Genomic DNA, 14,943 nt, shown 5'->3' with positions numbered 1-14,943 from the left:
ACCGGGGCCCGGCCCTTCGCCGTGGCCCCGGCCCTACGGCCAGATCACATGGGCCAGCGCGATCACGCCCCAGACGGCGGCCGCGACGAGACCGAGCAGGATCACGAGGGCCGCCCCGGCGAACGCGATGTCGCCCCTGGTCAGCGGCTTCACCTCCCGGGACCCGGCACCGGACCGCTCGGTGGCGCCGCCCGGGGACCCGGCGGGAACCGAGGAGCCCGCCGGGACGGAGACCGAGGGCTTCACCGAGGCGGAGGGCCCCGCCGGGACCGAAGGACTCACGGAAGCCCCGCCAGACGCCGCCGCCGACGCCCCGCCAGACGCCCCCGCCGACGCCCCGGCCGACGGGGAGTCCGGCCCCCAGGACGCCGTCCCCGGACCACCCGCCGTCGCGACGAACGGGTCCGGCTGCCCCGCCCCCCGCCGCGCGCACCACGGACAGGCGGCGAGATGCCGGCCGTACCGGTGCTCGGGGACGGTGTCGCACGACGCCACCTCGCCCCGCGCCTCGTCGAGCGCCTCCAGCCAGGCGGCCGAGGACGGGCGCCGCCGGGGATCCCCGAGGCCCGGACCGAAGGTGCGGCGGGCCAGCTCCAGGAGCCGGGGCGGCAGCACCTCCGGGGGAAGCAGCCGCGCGGGCACCTGCACCTGGTCGGGGACGACCAGGAAGGAGAGCCCGGCGAGGATGTTCTCCTTGCGGATCGCCTCCGTCTCCCCGTAGCGCGGAGTGCCGTCGAAGGGATGGTTGCCGCAGGTGAGCAGCTGGTAGACGAGGACGGCGAGCGCGAAGTCGTCGGACTGGCGGGTCGGCTCCTCCCCGCGCTGCCGCTCCGGGCTCGCGTAGTCGTCCGTCAGCACCTCGCAGCCGAAGAACTCGCCGGTCTGGGAGTCGGTGAAGGAGAACGAGTCACAGTCGAGGAAGGTGACGTAGCCCTTCCGGTCGACGACGGCGTTGGCGCTCGACAGATCGCCCACGACGAAGCCCTGCTGGTGCAGCTCGGCCGTCATGTACGCCAGGTTCGACGCGACCGTCAGGAGGAACCGCCAGTCGGCCCGCCCCTCGAAGCGGCGCAGCCGCCCCTTCTTCTGGAGCAGCCCGCTCAGCGAGGTGTGCGCCGCCGGGTCCAGATACGGCATGCCGTAGCCGATCGGCAGCTCACCCGCCTGGATCAGCACCACCGGCCACACCAGCATCGGCGGCTGGCCCGGCGCCAGCGTCTCCCGGGCCAGCGGATCGGCCCGCAGCATCGCGACGAGCCGGCGCTGCCGGGCGGCGTCGGGGGCCCGGTCGTAGATCTTGGCGGCGAGGTCGGCGCGCTCGTTGAGTTCCCACACGCTGCCCTGGCCGCCGGAGCCCAGCGGCTTCGGACCCCGGGTGACCCGGGTGCCGTCCCCGAGCGTCAGTTCGGGATACCCGTACAGATCGGTGTCCTCGGTGGTTCCGGTGGTCGCGGCGTTCGCGTTCCCATCGGCGTTCTGGTCAGCGGAAGTCATGTCCTAATCGCCCACAGGAGAGTCTTGTCGTCCCCGGTCACCCGGGTGATCTGGTCCGAGCCGAGGAAGTCGGAGAGCCGCCGTTCCTCCTCGTCGTGGTCGTAGTCGGGCCGGGCGAGCCGGTCGAAGAGGTGCCCGAGGAACGCGTCGTGCGGCAGCGGGTGGGGCACGGCGGGCGCCCGCCGCAACAGCGCGTGGGTCAGCCCGTCGGTGGAGAGCAGCACCCCGTCCACCGCCCCGTCGCGGAGGCAGTCCACCCGGAGCTGCCCGAGCGCGTTGGCCGAGCCCACGAAGACGGTCTCGTTGGCGTACTCGCTGCCGGTGTGGGCGCGGGGGAGCAGATGGTACGAGGCGGGCTCCCCGCTCTCCGCCCCCGCGCCCGGCCCGGTCCCGCCCGCCCGGACCACGACGATGCCGTCGCCGACCGACACCTGGCCCAGCCAGCCCTCCGCCAGGACCACCACCGTCAGCGTCGTCGCGTACGGGCCCGGCGGCCCGGCGCACCAGCGCAGGAACGTCTCCCGCACCTCCCGGAACGCCCTGGTCAGCTCCTCCTTGCGGGCGGCGGCGTCCGGCAGCAGCCGCCAGGGCGCCACCAAGGGCTCGAACGCGTCGAGGGCGAGCCGCACGGCCTGCCGGGCGCCGTCCCGCGAGCGCGGGGCGCTCCCCGCCCCGTCCGCCACCGCGAGGACGAGCCCCGCGGCGGACTCCCGGAACCCCCAGGCGTCCTGGCAGGGCATCCGCTCCCGCTGGTGCCGGTAGCCGGTGGCGCTGGTCCCGTGCACCCGCCAGCCGGCGGGCGCCCCGCCCCGGCCGTTCACGCCGGGACCTGGCCGCCGCCGCGACGGCGCTTCAGCCGCGCGAAGATCTCCTGGAACTCGGCCTCCGCAGCGCCGCCCTGCGTCGCCTTGGCACTGTGCGACATCGCGGTCAGCAGCTCGGCGAACGGGAAGCCCTCCAGCCAGGCGTGGTAGTGCGGCGCCAGATCCCGCAGCACCTCCTCCGCGCCCGGGTGGTGCTCCCCCACCCCGACCGCGAACAGCCGGAAGCGGCGCTCCTCCTCCGCCTTGCGCAGATCGGGCAGGAGTTCGCGGTACGCGTGCGAGGGCCGGCCCTCCTCGTCGCTGGGGAACCCGTCCGTGACGACGCAGATCTGCGGCCGGTAGTACGTCAGGCCCTCGGCCCTGAGCCCCGCCTTGTAGTCGGCGACCACGTTCATCGCGAGGCGCAGCGCCCGGTCGAGGAGCGTCACGCCGTCCGCCTTGAGCACCGGCGGCCGGAACTCGTGAGCCGGTACGAACGGGCTGTGCGGCCACTCGGGGGCGACGGGGCCGAGCGGGGTGGCCCCCTGCCAGACGGTGATGCGGTCGACGCCGCCGAAGGTGATCACGGCGACGTCGACGGCGGCGCTGAGCGCCATGTCCTCGGCGAGGCTCTCCGCCCATGAGCGCAGGGCCGTGTTGAGCGAGGCGATGGCGCCGTGCCGGCTCAGGGAGGTCGAGGTGTCCAGGCAGAGCAGGAGCGGCAGACGCTGGGCGCTGTCGAACTCGAAGCCCATGTACGGCACGGGGAGCGGGTCGGGCTGGGGCGGGACGGTCACGGCTACTCCGTGGAGCGATGGGGACGGATGGGTGGCGTGGGGGGAGCGGATGCGACGCGTGGGGAGAGCGGTTTCAGCCGCGCAGCGGCTCGGCGTGCAGCAGCGGGGGGTCGGACTCCGGTACGGGGGTGACGCGGACCAGATCGCCGGGACGGGGGTACTGCGAAGGGGGACCCTGCCAGCGGGCCCGGCACAGGGCGCCCTCCCACTCGACGTAGCCGTACGGCCGCAACCAGGTCACGGCCGCCACCAGGACCCGCCGCCTGCCGTGACCGGAGGCACCGGTCTCCCGCCCGTGGCGGCCGGAGGCACCGGTCTCCCGCTGGGCGTGGCCGGATGTGCCGGTCTCCCGGTTGCCGTGGCCGGACGTGTCGGTCTCCCGCCGGGCGGGTGGGGCGGTGGTGGTCCGGGGGTCGGGGACCGGGGGTGCCGGTTCGCGGTCGTGGGCGGGACCCGCGTGGTCGAGGGCGGTCCGTCCGGCCTCCAGGATCCGGCCGATGCGATCCCGCAGCCGGGGCCCGGACACCGCCGAAGCCCGCGCCTCGTCGGAGCCCCGGGCGGCAGACCCCCCGGGGACGGCCTCGGGGCCGCTCGCGGGGCCTCCGGGGGATTCGGACGGGGGACAGGACGCGGACTCGTACGGCGGCGTGGACTCGTACGGCGGCGTGGACTCGTACGGTGGCGGGTCTTCGTACGGCGGCGCGGACTCGTATCGCGGTGCGGCTTCGTACGGCGGTGCGGCTTCGTACGGCGGTGGGGGTGTGCAGGGCGGTGCGGGTGTGCCGGGCGGTACGGGCAGGTTCACGGTGTCGGCTCCGGGCGGGGCGACGGCCTCTGCCGTACGCCCACCCCCTGACGTACGCCCGGCCCCCGACGTACTCCCCGTCCCCGAGGTCTCCCCGGAGCCCGGTGCGCGGTCACTGCCCGATGTCTCTCCGGTGCCTGGCGCTCCTCCCGGCCCTGGCCAGGAGTCGGCGGGCGACCAGATGCCGACCTCGGGGCGGTGGCCGGGGGACGGTGGAGCCTCCGGGCCGGTGGGAGGCGGTTCCTCGGCGGGGCCCTGGAGTGCGGGCGGGGCCTGCGAGGCGTCGGCGCCTGGGCGGGTGCCGGAGCCACGCCGGGGGTCCGAGCCACGCCGGGGGTCCGAGCCGCGCAGGGGGTCCGGGCCGCGCAGGGTGTCCGGGCCGCGCAGGGCGTCGGGCTCGGGGAGGAGGCCGGCCGCTCGCCGGACTTCGGCCTTGTGGAAGGTCTCCGCCTCGCGCAGGACCTCCGCCGCCCGCCGGGCCTGCTCCTGGGCCTCGCGCAGGGCCTCCGCCGCCTCCGCCTCCCGGCGCCGGTCCATCGCGCGGGCCCATTCCCTCTCCCGGGCCTGGCGTTCGGCCTCCCTGCGGGCCGCCTCCTCCGCCTCCGCGCGGGCCCTCTCGGCCCGGGAGCCCGGCGGCCAGGAGGTCGTACTGACCCACATGACGACGAGCGCCGCCGCCAGGGGCACCGCCGTGACCGTCAATAAGACGGCGACCCACTCCATCCGGTCACTCCCGGTTCGCGAGGTCATCGGTGTTCCGCAGGACGAAACCGAGGTCGTGGCATTCGTAGAGCAGCCGGAGCGAGTCCACGAGCAGCGCGTCCAGCGTCGTGGCGAACCCGTCGGCCGTCAGATACGAGGCGAGCGGCAGGGTGAGGACCGCGGAGAGCAGCGGCGCCTCGCTGCGGGCGTCGCCCAGGACGGCGGTCGGGGTGACCTCGCGGGAGTTCCAGGCGGTCGCCGCCGCCACCGTGGGCGCCAGCCGGTCGGGGGAGACCAGCGTCCCGTCGCTGACGGCCACCACCAGGGAGCGGCCCGCCGGGCTGATGTCCACGCCCAGCCGGGGACCGGCCGGACCCCCGGCCCCGGCCTCCAGATAGAGGGCGCCGTCCTCCCCGGTCACGGGCTCGCCGATCCGGCGGGCCCACTCCCGTACCAACGGCACCCAGCCGTCGCGGAGTTCGACGACATGGTCAGCGGGCATGGCGCAGAACCGCCTTCCGGACGAGGGAGGGGGAGAGCCCGGAAGCCAGGATCCGGGCCGCGACCGGGCGCAGGGCGCACGGGTCGCCCGCGCCGCCCTCGGCGGGCACATGGCAGCGGTGCGGGGGAGCGGCCACCAGGACGGTGCGCTCCGGGGCCCCTTCGGCGTGCTTGCGGCCGGAGCCGGGACCGCGCTCGGAGACGAGCAGCTCGCCCAGCGAGGCGAGGAGCGCGGTGGGGCGGGGGCGGGCGGACGGAAGGTAGGCGAGGCAGGCGGAGATCAGCGCGGCGAGCGGCTCGCGGATCCCGGTCAGACGGGGCGGCTCGTACGGGAGGGCCGGGCCGCTCGCGCTCTGGTCGTCGCCGAAGGGAGGGCGTCCGGTCGCCGCGTAAGCGAGGACCGCGCCCAGCGCGAACACGTCGACGGCGGGCGTCGGTTCCTTCCCCTGGGCCTGCTCGGGCGCCATGTACCCGTGGGTGCCGAGGACGGCGCCGGGGATGGTGATCGCTTTCTTGCCGGCGGCCGTACGGGCGATCCCGAAGTCGATGAGCCGGGGCTCGCCGCCCTCCAGGATGATGTTGCTCGGCTTGACGTCCCGGTGGATCACCCCGCGCGCGTGGACCTCGGAGAGCGCCTCCGCCAGCATCCGGCCGAGGGCGATCACCTTCCGCTCGGGCAGCGGCCCCTCCCGGACGACCTTCTTCTCCAGGGTGGGCCCCGCGACGTACCGGGTGGCGAGCCAGAGGGGCGGGCGGCGGGTCTCGGCGGCGTAGACCGGCACGGTGTAGGGGCTGCGGACTTCGAGGAGGGCGTTCACCTCGCGGAGGAAGCGCTGCCGGATGTCCTGGAGGTCGGCCAGCTCCTTGCGGATCACCTTCACCGCGAGCCGCTGACCGGCCGGGGTCAGGCACAGGTACACCTTGCCCATGCCGCCGTGGCCCAGCGTGCCGACCACCGTGAAGTTCCCGATCCGGTCCGTGCCGTCGTACGCGCTCATACCGCCTCCCCCGAGGTCTGACGACAACGTAGTGGACGCGCGCGCCCGGGGTAACGGTTTCGACGCCGAAGGCCGCGCTCCCGGCGAGGGGAGCGCGGCCTTCGGTACGCGAACGGAGCCGCCTGTTACCGCAGTCGGGCCATGAGGGCGTGTTCGACGAGGGTGATGAGGGCGCTTTTGGCGTCGGCGCGGTGGCGGGCGTCGGTGGTGATGATGGGGGTGTCGGGGCCGATCTGGAGGGCTTCGCGTACTTCTTCGGGTTGGTAGGGCTGGTTTCCGTCGAAGCCGTTGAGGGCGATGACGAAGGGGAGGCCGCTGTTTTCGAAGTAGTCGACGGCGGGGAAGCAGTCGGCGAGGCGGCGGGTGTCGACGAGGACGACGGCGCCGATGGCGCCGCGGACGAGGTCGTCCCACATGAACCAGAAGCGGTCCTGTCCGGGGGTGCCGAAGAGGTAGAGGATGAGGTCCTGGTCGAGGGTGATGCGGCCGAAGTCCATGGCGACGGTGGTGGTGGTCTTGTCGCCGGTGTGGGTGAGGTCGTCGATGCCTGCCGAGGCGGAGGTCATGACGGCTTCGGTACGCAGGGGGTTGATCTCAGAGACGGCTCCGACGAACGTGGTCTTGCCCACGCCGAATCCACCCGCCACCACGATCTTCGCGCTGGTGGTTGAACGGGCCGAGCCGCCGCTAGAGCTTGCGAAGTCCACTGAGCACCCTTTCGAGCAGTGTCACATCTGGCTGACCGCCGGCGGCCTCGTCGCCGCCTGGCTGGTGGATGGCGACGAGTCCGGCCTCCGCCAGGTCGGCGACGAGGATTCGGGCGACGCCGAGGGGAATGGTGAGAAGGGCCGAGATCTCGGCGACCGACTTGATCTCGACGCACAGCCGGCAGATCCGCTGGTGCTCGGGCAACTGCCCCTGCAACCTTGACGGATCGGCCGTCGTGCTGACCAGCGCCTCGATGGCGAGCTGGTAGCGCGGCCGGGTCCGGCCGCCGGTCATGGCGTACGGACGCACCAGCGGATTGTGTCCGCCGGTGACGCCCTGGACGCCGGATCCGCCGGAACCGGCGGAGGAAGAAGTGCGTGAGGAACCGTACGCGCCCCTGGCGGGTCCGGGCGACTGCCGATAGGGCGGGGTCGCGGCCGGTCTGCTCGGGGTGGAGGGGAAGTTGTACCGGTTGTGCGCGGTGTCGCCCAAGGGGGCCTGGTACGCGTCATAACCGTTGTAAGGGTGCGAACCCGGTGGTGTGCCCACGTCTCCTCCTCCGACTGCCTCGCGGTCCATGTCCCTTGGAGCCGCGCCACCGCACCCTACGGGGCGGTGGCGCGGAACGCACTGTCCATCTGTCAGTTGAGCAGACTTCCCTGGAGCTCCGCCCGGAGGTCGGGCGTCAGTACGGTCCCGGCCCGGTCCACGAGCAGGGCCATCTCGTAGCCCACCAGACCGATGTCGGCCTCGGGGTGGGCGAGGACGGCCAGCGAGGAACCGTCCGAGATCGACATGATGAAGAGGAAGCCGCGCTCCATCTCCACCACGGTCTGGTTGACCGAACCCCCCTCGAAGATCCGGGACGCGCCCGCGGTCAGCGAGGTCAGTCCGGAGGCGACGGCCGCCAGCTGGTCGGCGCGGTCCCGGGGGAAGCCCTCGGACATCGCCAGCAGGAGTCCGTCGGCGGAGACCACCACCGTGTGCGACACCCCGGGGGTGTTGTCCACGAAGTTGGTGATCAACCAGTTCAGATTCTGCGCCGCCTGGCTCATGCTCACACTAACGCTCCTGGTTGTAGGTACTGCCCGGGCCGAAGCCCGATCCGTTCGTGTCCGATCCCGCGTTGCGTCCCTGCTGGACACCCCGGCGCAGGTTGCTCAACCTGCCCCGTACGTCCTCGGGCGCGCGGGAGACCTGGGGGCCGCCCTGCGGTGTCTGTTCGGCCTTGCCCTCGACCAGGTTGGCCTTCGGGACCCGGCGGGGGAGACCGGACGAGGTGACCCCGCCCGCCTTCGGGTCCTTGAGCTTCCCGGCCCGCTGCCAGCGTTCGTCGTTCGTCGACCGCCATGCTTCGGAACCGTCGGCCTCCTGCTGCTGCTCCCGCACCGGCTGCGCGGGCTCAGTCCGCTGCGCCGCCCCCTGGTTCGGCGGGGCGACGCTGCCGCGCCGCGGCAGACCGGCGCCGGTCAGCTCGTGACCGGCATCCGGGGCGGCACTCGGGGTCGGACCCGGACGGTCGAAGCCTACGCGGTCGGGGGCCTGTTCGGGAGCGGCCGGAACAGATTCCGATTCCGTCCCGTACCCCTGTGGCCAGTCGTTCCGGTACGCGCTCGGGTCCTGCCACTCTGCCTGATGGGGCTGGGCATCGAACGCACTGTCGTACGGCTGGTGTTCGGTCTCCGGAGCCGTGTACGAAGCTTCCGTATGGGCCTGCTGCGGATACCCCTCGAAACCCTGCTCGGGGTAGGCGTAACCGTTCTGCTGGGGGAAGCCCGCGTACTCCTGGCCGTATCCCTGCCCGTACTCCTGCCCGTGCCCCTGCCCGTGCTCCGGTGCCTGCGCGTACCCCTGCGCGGGATACGGCTCCGCCGGGTACTCCGGGGCCCCCTGCGGCTGCCCGTACTCCTGCGGCTGCGGCGCGTACTCCTGGGACTGCGGCTGCGGCTGCGGCTGCGGCTGGGACTGCGACTGGGGCGCGTACTCCGGTGCCGAGGGCTCCGCCTCGTCACGGAAGAGCGGACGCTCGCCGTCCGGCGCCGGGGACTCCAGGGCGGCGCGCCGGGCCTCCCGCTTCGAGACGCGGCCCACCGGGGCGGCCGGAGGCTCCTCCTCGGACGGCTGCTGCTCGTAGCGCGAATCGTCGAAGCCGAGATCCGCGGCGGTCAGCACCGGCTGCTGCCGCGGCGGCGCCGCCTCGAAACCGGCCGACTGCTCCGGCATGATCTGGGAGACCGTGAAGTCGTCCTGGAGCGGCTGCTCGCCGCCACCGCCGTGGGTGATCGCGTCCGGCAGCATGACGAGCGAGGTCGTCCCCGCCTGCTCGCCCGAGGGACGGAGCTGGACCCGGATGCCGTGCCGGTCGGCGAGCCTGCCGACCACGAAGAGACCCATGCGCTGGGAGACGGCCGCGTCCACGGTCGGCGGGTTGGCCAGCTTGTGGTTGATGTCCGCGAAGTCCTCGGCGGTGAGGCCGATGCCCTTGTCGTGGATCTCGACCATCACCCGGCCGTCGGGGAGCCGGGTCGCGGTGACCCGGACCTTGGTCTGCGGGGAGGAGAACGCGGTGGCGTTCTCCAGCAGCTCCGCGAGCAGGTGCACGAGGTCGGTCACGGCCTGACCGTGGATCTCGGCCTCCGGGACGCCCGCGAGTTCGACGCGCTCGTACTGCTCCACCTCGGAGGCGGCGGCGCGCATCACGTCGACCAGCGGGACGGGCTGGTCCCAGCGGCGGCCCGGGTCCTCGCCCGCGAGGACGAGGAGGTTCTCGCCGTTGCGGCGCATACGGGTGGCCAGGTGGTCCAGCCGGAAGAGGTTCTGGAGCTGGTCCGGGTCGGCCTCGTTGTTCTCCAGATCGGTGATGAGGGTCAGCTGGCCCTCGATCAGCGACTGGTTGCGGCGCGAGAGGTTGGTGAAGATCGCGTTGACGTTGCCCCGGAGCATGGCCTGCTCGGCGGCGAGCCGGACGGCCTCCCGGTGCACCTGGTCGAAGGCGCGGGCGACCTCGCCGATCTCGTCCCTGGAGTCGATCGGGATGGGCTCCACCCGGGTGTCGACCCGGCCGGGCTCGGTCCGCGAGAGCTGGTCGACCAGCATCGGCAGCCGCTGCTCGGCGATCCCGAAGGCGGCCGTGCGCAGCTCCCGCATCGAGCGGCTCATCTGCCGGGCCATCATCCCGGCCAGCACGAAGGCGGCGAGCAGGGCGATGACGACGATGGCGCCGTCGACCCAGGCGTCCGTCCGGGCGTCGTCGGAGATCCCGGCGGCCTCGGCCACGGCCTTGTCGACGAGGGTCTTCTCCACCTCGGAGTAGCCCGCGAACTTGGCGGTGGAGACCGTCAGCCAGCTCTGCGGGGTGATCCCCCGGGCCTTCAGGGCCGCGAGGGCCTCCGGGTTCTTGGCGCTGCCGATCGCGGAGGCCATCCCGGAGTAGACGGAGCCGTCCTTGCCCTTGGGCGGCTCGACGCCGGCGGACTGCGTCTGCTTGGCGCCCTCGGCCGCCTTGGCCGCCATGACCTTCTTCAGCAGCTCGGCGTCCTCGGGCGCGCCACCGGAGGAGAACTCGCCGAGGGCGATCTGCTCCAGGTAGTTGTACGAGTTGAACGCCACGGACTGCTGGGCGAAGACGTCCTCCTGACGGCTGGGCCGGATCAGGAGCTGGGAGCCGATGGACCGCTGGAGCGACTCGGCGCCCTTGGCGAGCTGGATGGCGTAGACGCTGCGGCCGTAGGAGGTGACGTTGCCGGTGCCGAGGCCGAGTTCGTTGGAGAACTCGGTGAGGTAGTGCTGGACCCCGGTGTAGCCGAGCTGGGTGTTCACCGGGTCGAGGGAGCGGGTGTACGCGGCCTTGCGGAGCGCTTCGAGCTTGGGCTCCTCGTCCTTGAAGAGCCGCAGCCTGCGCTCCAGGCCCTCGCCCGGGGGCAGGTCCTTGACCGCCGCGTCGAACTTGGCGCGGGCGGCGTCGGTCGCCGCGTACGCCTGCTGGACCTGCTCGACCCTGCGGTCCTCGGCCGTCTGCGCGGTGAGGAGGGGAGCGGCGGTCAGGTCGCGCTCGTCGAGGAGGGCGGTGCTGTACTCCGAGGCGGCCCGCACGACGAGCGCGGTCTTCTCGGCCTCCTGGGCCTCCTGCCAGGTGTCGACGGACCCCTTGACCTGGAAGCCGCCCATGACGAGGCCGACGGTGGCGGGCACGAGCAGGATCGCGTTCAGCCGGGTGGGCACCCGCCAGTTGCGCGGCGACAGCTTGCCGGGGCTCCCCTTGGCGGCGGCGGGTGCGGTCGGCGGAGGCGTGACGGGCACGTCGGCGGGCGGCGCGGCCGTGCGTGACGGCGGCGTGAAGTTGCCCCGCGTCTCCTGCTCCGCGGAGCTTTCCTTGCTTCGCCTCACTCGACCAACAACCTCTCGGCGTCGGCACCTACGTTGTGCCGGTGTTTCGTTCAGGGCCGTACTACTCGGGAGTTCATGAATTGCAGCACGTGAAGGCGTTCCCTTCCAAACAGTGGGAAGGAGACCCGGGCCTCTTCAGGACCCGTCAGGACCCGACGTAAAACGGGCATAAAGAGCGAGCCCCGCCAAATGGCGGGGCTCAGGTGAGCGCAGTGACACCGATCGGATGCGTCGGGTGTCCGAGGCGCCCCACATTCTCTGTCGAAACGTTATGAACAACCGGGCGCCCGTGGCGAAGGACACAGAGCGCCCCCGGAGTGCCCCGGAGGACCCCCGTACCGGCCCCTCGTCCTACTTGAGCCGCGCCATGAGGGCGTGTTCGACGAGGGTGATGAGGGCGCTTTTGGCGTCGGCGCGGTGGCGGGCGTCGGTGGTGATGATGGGGGTGTCGGGGCCGATCTGGAGGGCTTCGCGTACTTCTTCGGGTTGGTAGGGCTGGTTTCCGTCGAAGCCGTTGAGGGCGATGACGAAGGGGAGGCCGCTGTTTTCGAAGTAGTCGACGGCGGGGAAGCAGTCGGCGAGGCGGCGGGTGTCGACGAGGACGACGGCGCCGATGGCGCCGCGGACGAGGTCGTCCCACATGAACCAGAAGCGGTCCTGTCCGGGGGTGCCGAAGAGGTAGAGGATGAGGTCCTGGTCGAGGGTGATGCGGCCGAAGTCCATGGCGACGGTGGTGGTGGTCTTGTCGCCGGTGTGGGTGAGGTCGTCGATGCCTGCCGAGGCGGAGGTCATGACGGCTTCGGTACGCAGGGGGTTGATCTCAGAGACGGCTCCGACGAACGTGGTCTTGCCCACGCCGAATCCACCCGCCACCACGATCTTCGCGCTGGTGGTTGAACGGGCCGAGCCGCCGCTAGAGCTTGCGAAGTCCACTGAGCACCCTTTCGAGCAGTGTCACGTCCGGCGTGCCGCCGGTCTCTCCGTTGCCCGGCTGGTGGATCGCCACCATGCCGGCCTCGGCCAGGTCGGCGACGAGGATGCGCGCGACGCCGAGCGGCATCGAGAGCAGCGCCGAGACCTCGGCGACCGACTTGACCTCGCGGCACAGGTGGCAGATCCGCTGGTGCTCGGGGAGCAGCGTGGCGAGGTGCGCCGGGTCGGCCGTGGTGCTGACCAGCGCCTCGATGGCGAGCTGGTAGCGCGGCCGGGTCCGGCCGCCGGTCATGGCGTACGGACGCACCAGCGGCTGGTCGCCCTCGTGGCCGTACTCGTCGACTGAGGCGCCGTACGGATCGTGAGAGGCGGGGGGCGGGGTCATGAATCCTCCGGGCGTGACAGCGAACTTCTGCCGTCTGATGGGGCCGGTGGGGGGCCGGATGTGGGCGGCCGGACGGTGAACAGTGCTTCAAGGCGGTACGGAGGGGCGTACCGCCCTGTCGATCAGTCGTGCGGATGTGGGGTCGTTCCTGGGGATGGCCCGCTAGTGCAGCAGGCTGCCCTGAAGCTCCGCACGGAGATCCGGGGTGAGGACGCTGCCGGCCCGGTCGACCAGCAGCGCCATCTCGTAGCCCACGAGGCCGATGTCGCACTCCGGGTGCGCGAGCACGGCCAGCGAGGAACCGTCGGAGACCGACATGAGGAAGAGGAAGCCGCGCTCCATCTCCACCACGGTCTGTGCGACGGGACCCCCCTCGAAGATCCGTGACGCGCCCGCGGTCAGCGAGGTCAGTCCGGATGCGACCGCCGCCAGCTGGTCGGCGCGGTCGCGGGGGAATCCTTCGGACATCGCCAGCAGGAGTCCGTCGGCGGAGACCACCACCGTGTGCGACACCCCAGGGGTGTTGTCCACGAAGTTGGTGATCAACCAGTTCAGATTCTGCGCCGCCTGGCTCATCGCGTTCAACTAACGCTCCTGCTGGTGGTTCGGACCGAGGTCGATGCTACCCGTGGTCGAGTTGCCCGCCTGGCGGCCCTGCTGGATGCCGCGGCGCAGATTGGTGAGCCGGCCGCGGACGTCGTCGGGTGCACGCGAGACCTGGGGGCCGGCGCTGTGCGCCTGCTCCTGTGCGGTCCCGGGTACGAGGTTGGCCTTCGGCACACGCCGGGGGAGGCCGGAGGTGGTGACGCCGCCGGCCGCGGGCTTGCGCACCCGCTCCGCCTGGCGCACCAGCTCGTCGTTGGGCGAGGACCGCCAGGCGGCCCCACCGTTCTGGCGGCCGCCGTCGGCGGCCGGTTCGGCGGCCGGACGGACCGGCTGCTGCTGCGGGGAGGCCGGGGCCTGGCCCTGTCGCTGGGCCTGCTCCTGCTGGAACCAGTTGGTCTCCAGCGCCTCGTAGACCGGCGTACGCCCGTCGCCCGCGCCCCCGGCCGGCGGCAGTGCCTCCGGTCGGCGCGGCTGCTGGAGCTGCGGCTGACGCGGCTCCTGAGCCTGCTGGGGAGCCTGAGGCTGCTGAGGCTGCTGCGGGGCCCCCGGTACGAACGGCTGTCGGCCGAACTGCTGTTGCTGACCGCCCTGGTACGCCTGCGGGGCCTGCTGCTGCGGGGCGCCGAAGTCGGGCCGCGCGAACTGGCCGGTGGAACCGGGGCCCTGCGGGGCGCCGAAGTCCGGGTGCGGGTACTGACCCGTGGTGCCGGGACCCTGGGGCGCTTCGAACTCGGGCCGCGGGTACTGGCCCGTGGTGCCGGGGCCGTGCGGGGCGCCGAAGTCCGGCCGGGCGAACTGCCCGGTGGAGCCCGGTCCCTGGGGCGCGTCGAAGTCCGGGCGCGGGAACTGCGCCGTGGCCGCCGGGTCCGGGATACCGCCCTGGTACGCCTGGGGCTGCGGGGCCTGCTGGGGAGCGGGGGCCTGCTGCGGGGTCTGCGGGAGGCCCAGCGGCTGCTGCTGCGGGGCACCGAAGTCGGGGCGCGGGTACTGGCCGGTGGAGCCGGGGCCCTGCGCGTCGAAGTCGGGGCGCGGGTACTGGCCGGTGGTGCCGGGACCCTGCGCTTCGAACTCGGGCCGCGGGTACTGGCCCGTGGTGCCGGGGCCCTGCGGGGCGTCGAACTCCGGGCGGGCGAACTGCCCGGTGGAGCCCGGTCCCTGGGGCGCGTCGAAGTCCGGGCGCGGGTACTGGCCGGTGGTGCCGGGACCCTGGAGCGCGTCGAACTCGGGGCGCGGGTACTGACCCGTCGTGCCGGGGCCCTGCGGGACCGGGAACGTTCCCGTCGTCTCCGGCTCCTCGTGGCCGCGCGGGGCGTCCAGCGGGGTCATGTCCTGCTGCGGGCGCCGCACCGGCTGCTGCTGCGCCGGGTCGCCCCAGGCCGGGGCCTGCGGGCGGGGCTCCTGGGGAGCGCCCCCGGGCAGCTCGGCGCGCGGGAACTCGTACCCGGCGGGCTGTCCCGGCACCTGGCCCTGCGGCTGCTGCTGCGGGGCGGGCTGGATGCCCTGACCGCCCTGGAGACCTTGACCGCCCTGGAACCCCTGGCTGTTGTGGGGACCCTGGCCGCCCGGAGCGCTCTGGTTGCCCCAGACGTCCGTACGGGACGGGATGGCGCTCGCGGCGCCGCCGAGACCGCCGCCGGGGCGCATGCCGTCGAGGCCCGGGACCTGCGAGGCGCCCGGGGCGCCGGGGGTACCCGGGGCCGGGGGGACCTGCGGGAGCCGGCCGGTCTGCTCCAGCTGCGCGTTCTGCGGCTGGGGGGCGTGCTGGGGGGTCTGCTGGGGGCCGCCGGAGAGCGGGGCGCCGTCACGGGCGGGCAGCGCGGGACGG

The 14,943-nt window shown here is 73.2% G+C and carries 13 protein-coding genes and 1 pseudogene; all 14 read right to left on the bottom strand.

Annotated features, from left to right (window positions below; translation table 11 throughout):
- Window positions 1–33 precede the first annotated feature (33 nt).
- On the bottom strand, window positions 34–1,494 hold the full coding sequence (locus BU197_RS19775; RefSeq protein WP_188269608.1) for a protein kinase domain-containing protein: 1,461 nt from the start codon (window positions 1,492–1,494) through the stop codon (window positions 34–36).
- Window positions 1,491–2,315 carry a PP2C family serine/threonine-protein phosphatase gene (locus BU197_RS19770; protein ID WP_317452260.1) on the bottom strand — a complete coding sequence of 275 codons (825 nt, stop codon included), beginning with the start codon at window positions 2,313–2,315 and terminating at the stop codon, window positions 1,491–1,493. Before BU197_RS19770 ends, BU197_RS19775 begins: the two co-directional genes overlap by 4 nt.
- Window positions 2,312–3,094: a hypothetical protein gene (locus tag BU197_RS19765; protein WP_317452261.1), complete on the bottom strand. Its 783-nt coding sequence runs from the start codon at window positions 3,092–3,094 to the stop codon at window positions 2,312–2,314. The genes BU197_RS19770 and BU197_RS19765 overlap by 4 nt, the downstream gene beginning before the upstream one ends.
- A gap of 73 nt (window positions 3,095–3,167) precedes the next feature.
- Entirely contained in the window at window positions 3,168–4,649 is a 1,482-nt protein-coding gene (locus BU197_RS19760; protein ID WP_188269607.1) for a hypothetical protein, read from the bottom strand.
- On the bottom strand, window positions 4,627–5,103 hold the full coding sequence (locus BU197_RS19755) for a hypothetical protein (RefSeq protein WP_188269606.1): 477 nt from the start codon (window positions 5,101–5,103) through the stop codon (window positions 4,627–4,629). Before BU197_RS19755 ends, BU197_RS19760 begins: the two co-directional genes overlap by 23 nt.
- Window positions 5,093–6,100 carry a serine/threonine-protein kinase gene (locus BU197_RS19750; RefSeq protein WP_188269605.1) on the bottom strand — a complete coding sequence of 336 codons (1,008 nt, stop codon included), beginning with the start codon at window positions 6,098–6,100 and terminating at the stop codon, window positions 5,093–5,095. Before BU197_RS19750 ends, BU197_RS19755 begins: the two co-directional genes overlap by 11 nt.
- Before the next feature lie 125 nt (window positions 6,101–6,225).
- A complete protein-coding gene (locus BU197_RS19745; protein WP_188269604.1) occupies window positions 6,226–6,807 on the bottom strand; it encodes a GTP-binding protein in 582 nt (193 codons plus the stop codon).
- Window positions 6,788–7,357: a DUF742 domain-containing protein gene (locus BU197_RS19740; protein ID WP_188269603.1), complete on the bottom strand. Its 570-nt coding sequence runs from the start codon at window positions 7,355–7,357 to the stop codon at window positions 6,788–6,790. Before BU197_RS19740 ends, BU197_RS19745 begins: the two co-directional genes overlap by 20 nt.
- Window positions 7,358–7,449: 92 nt before the next feature.
- Complete coding sequence (locus BU197_RS19735; protein ID WP_033321188.1) at window positions 7,450–7,863, bottom strand: roadblock/LC7 domain-containing protein; 414 nt, start codon at window positions 7,861–7,863, stop codon at window positions 7,450–7,452.
- 7 nt (window positions 7,864–7,870) lie between these two features.
- Window positions 7,871–11,194, bottom strand: a complete 3,324-nt coding sequence (locus tag BU197_RS19730) for a nitrate- and nitrite sensing domain-containing protein (protein WP_188269602.1) — start codon at window positions 11,192–11,194, stop codon at window positions 7,871–7,873.
- A gap of 351 nt (window positions 11,195–11,545) precedes the next feature.
- Window positions 11,546–12,127 (bottom strand): GTP-binding protein, encoded by a 582-nt coding sequence (locus BU197_RS19725; protein WP_188269601.1) that lies wholly within the window; start codon window positions 12,125–12,127, stop codon window positions 11,546–11,548.
- The gene (locus BU197_RS19720) at window positions 12,108–12,512 is read right to left on the bottom strand and encodes a DUF742 domain-containing protein (RefSeq protein ID WP_017235980.1); all 405 of its coding nucleotides are present in this window, start codon (window positions 12,510–12,512) and stop codon (window positions 12,108–12,110) included. Before BU197_RS19720 ends, BU197_RS19725 begins: the two co-directional genes overlap by 20 nt.
- 162 nt (window positions 12,513–12,674) lie before the next feature.
- Window positions 12,675–13,088 carry a roadblock/LC7 domain-containing protein gene (locus BU197_RS19715; protein ID WP_030496942.1) on the bottom strand — a complete coding sequence of 138 codons (414 nt, stop codon included), beginning with the start codon at window positions 13,086–13,088 and terminating at the stop codon, window positions 12,675–12,677.
- A gap of 9 nt (window positions 13,089–13,097) precedes the next feature.
- Window positions 13,098–14,943 (bottom strand): annotated as a pseudogene (locus tag BU197_RS19710) (hypothetical protein); the annotation flags it as partial.

Origin of the sequence: Streptomyces sp. CBMA291, from assembly GCF_014596525.1 — a bacterium.
GTDB lineage: Bacteria > Actinomycetota > Actinomycetes > Streptomycetales > Streptomycetaceae > Streptomyces.
Note: the sequence above shows the minus strand (reverse complement) of the source record. Positions and strands in the feature narration are given on the sequence as shown.

Coding starts and splice junctions, on each gene's coding strand:
- BU197_RS19720 (WP_017235980.1), bottom strand. CDS start 12,512: ATGACCCCGCCCCCCGCCTCTCACGATCCGTACGGCGCCTCAGTCGAC.
- BU197_RS19755 (WP_188269606.1), bottom strand. CDS start 5,103: ATGCCCGCTGACCATGTCGTCGAACTCCGCGACGGCTGGGTGCCGTTG.
- BU197_RS19775 (WP_188269608.1), bottom strand. CDS start 1,494: ATGACTTCCGCTGACCAGAACGCCGATGGGAACGCGAACGCCGCGACC.
- BU197_RS19760 (WP_188269607.1), bottom strand. CDS start 4,649: ATGACCTCGCGAACCGGGAGTGACCGGATGGAGTGGGTCGCCGTCTTA.
- BU197_RS19715 (WP_030496942.1), bottom strand. CDS start 13,088: ATGAGCCAGGCGGCGCAGAATCTGAACTGGTTGATCACCAACTTCGTG.
- BU197_RS19735 (WP_033321188.1), bottom strand. CDS start 7,863: ATGAGCCAGGCGGCGCAGAATCTGAACTGGTTGATCACCAACTTCGTG.
- BU197_RS19750 (WP_188269605.1), bottom strand. CDS start 6,100: ATGAGCGCGTACGACGGCACGGACCGGATCGGGAACTTCACGGTGGTC.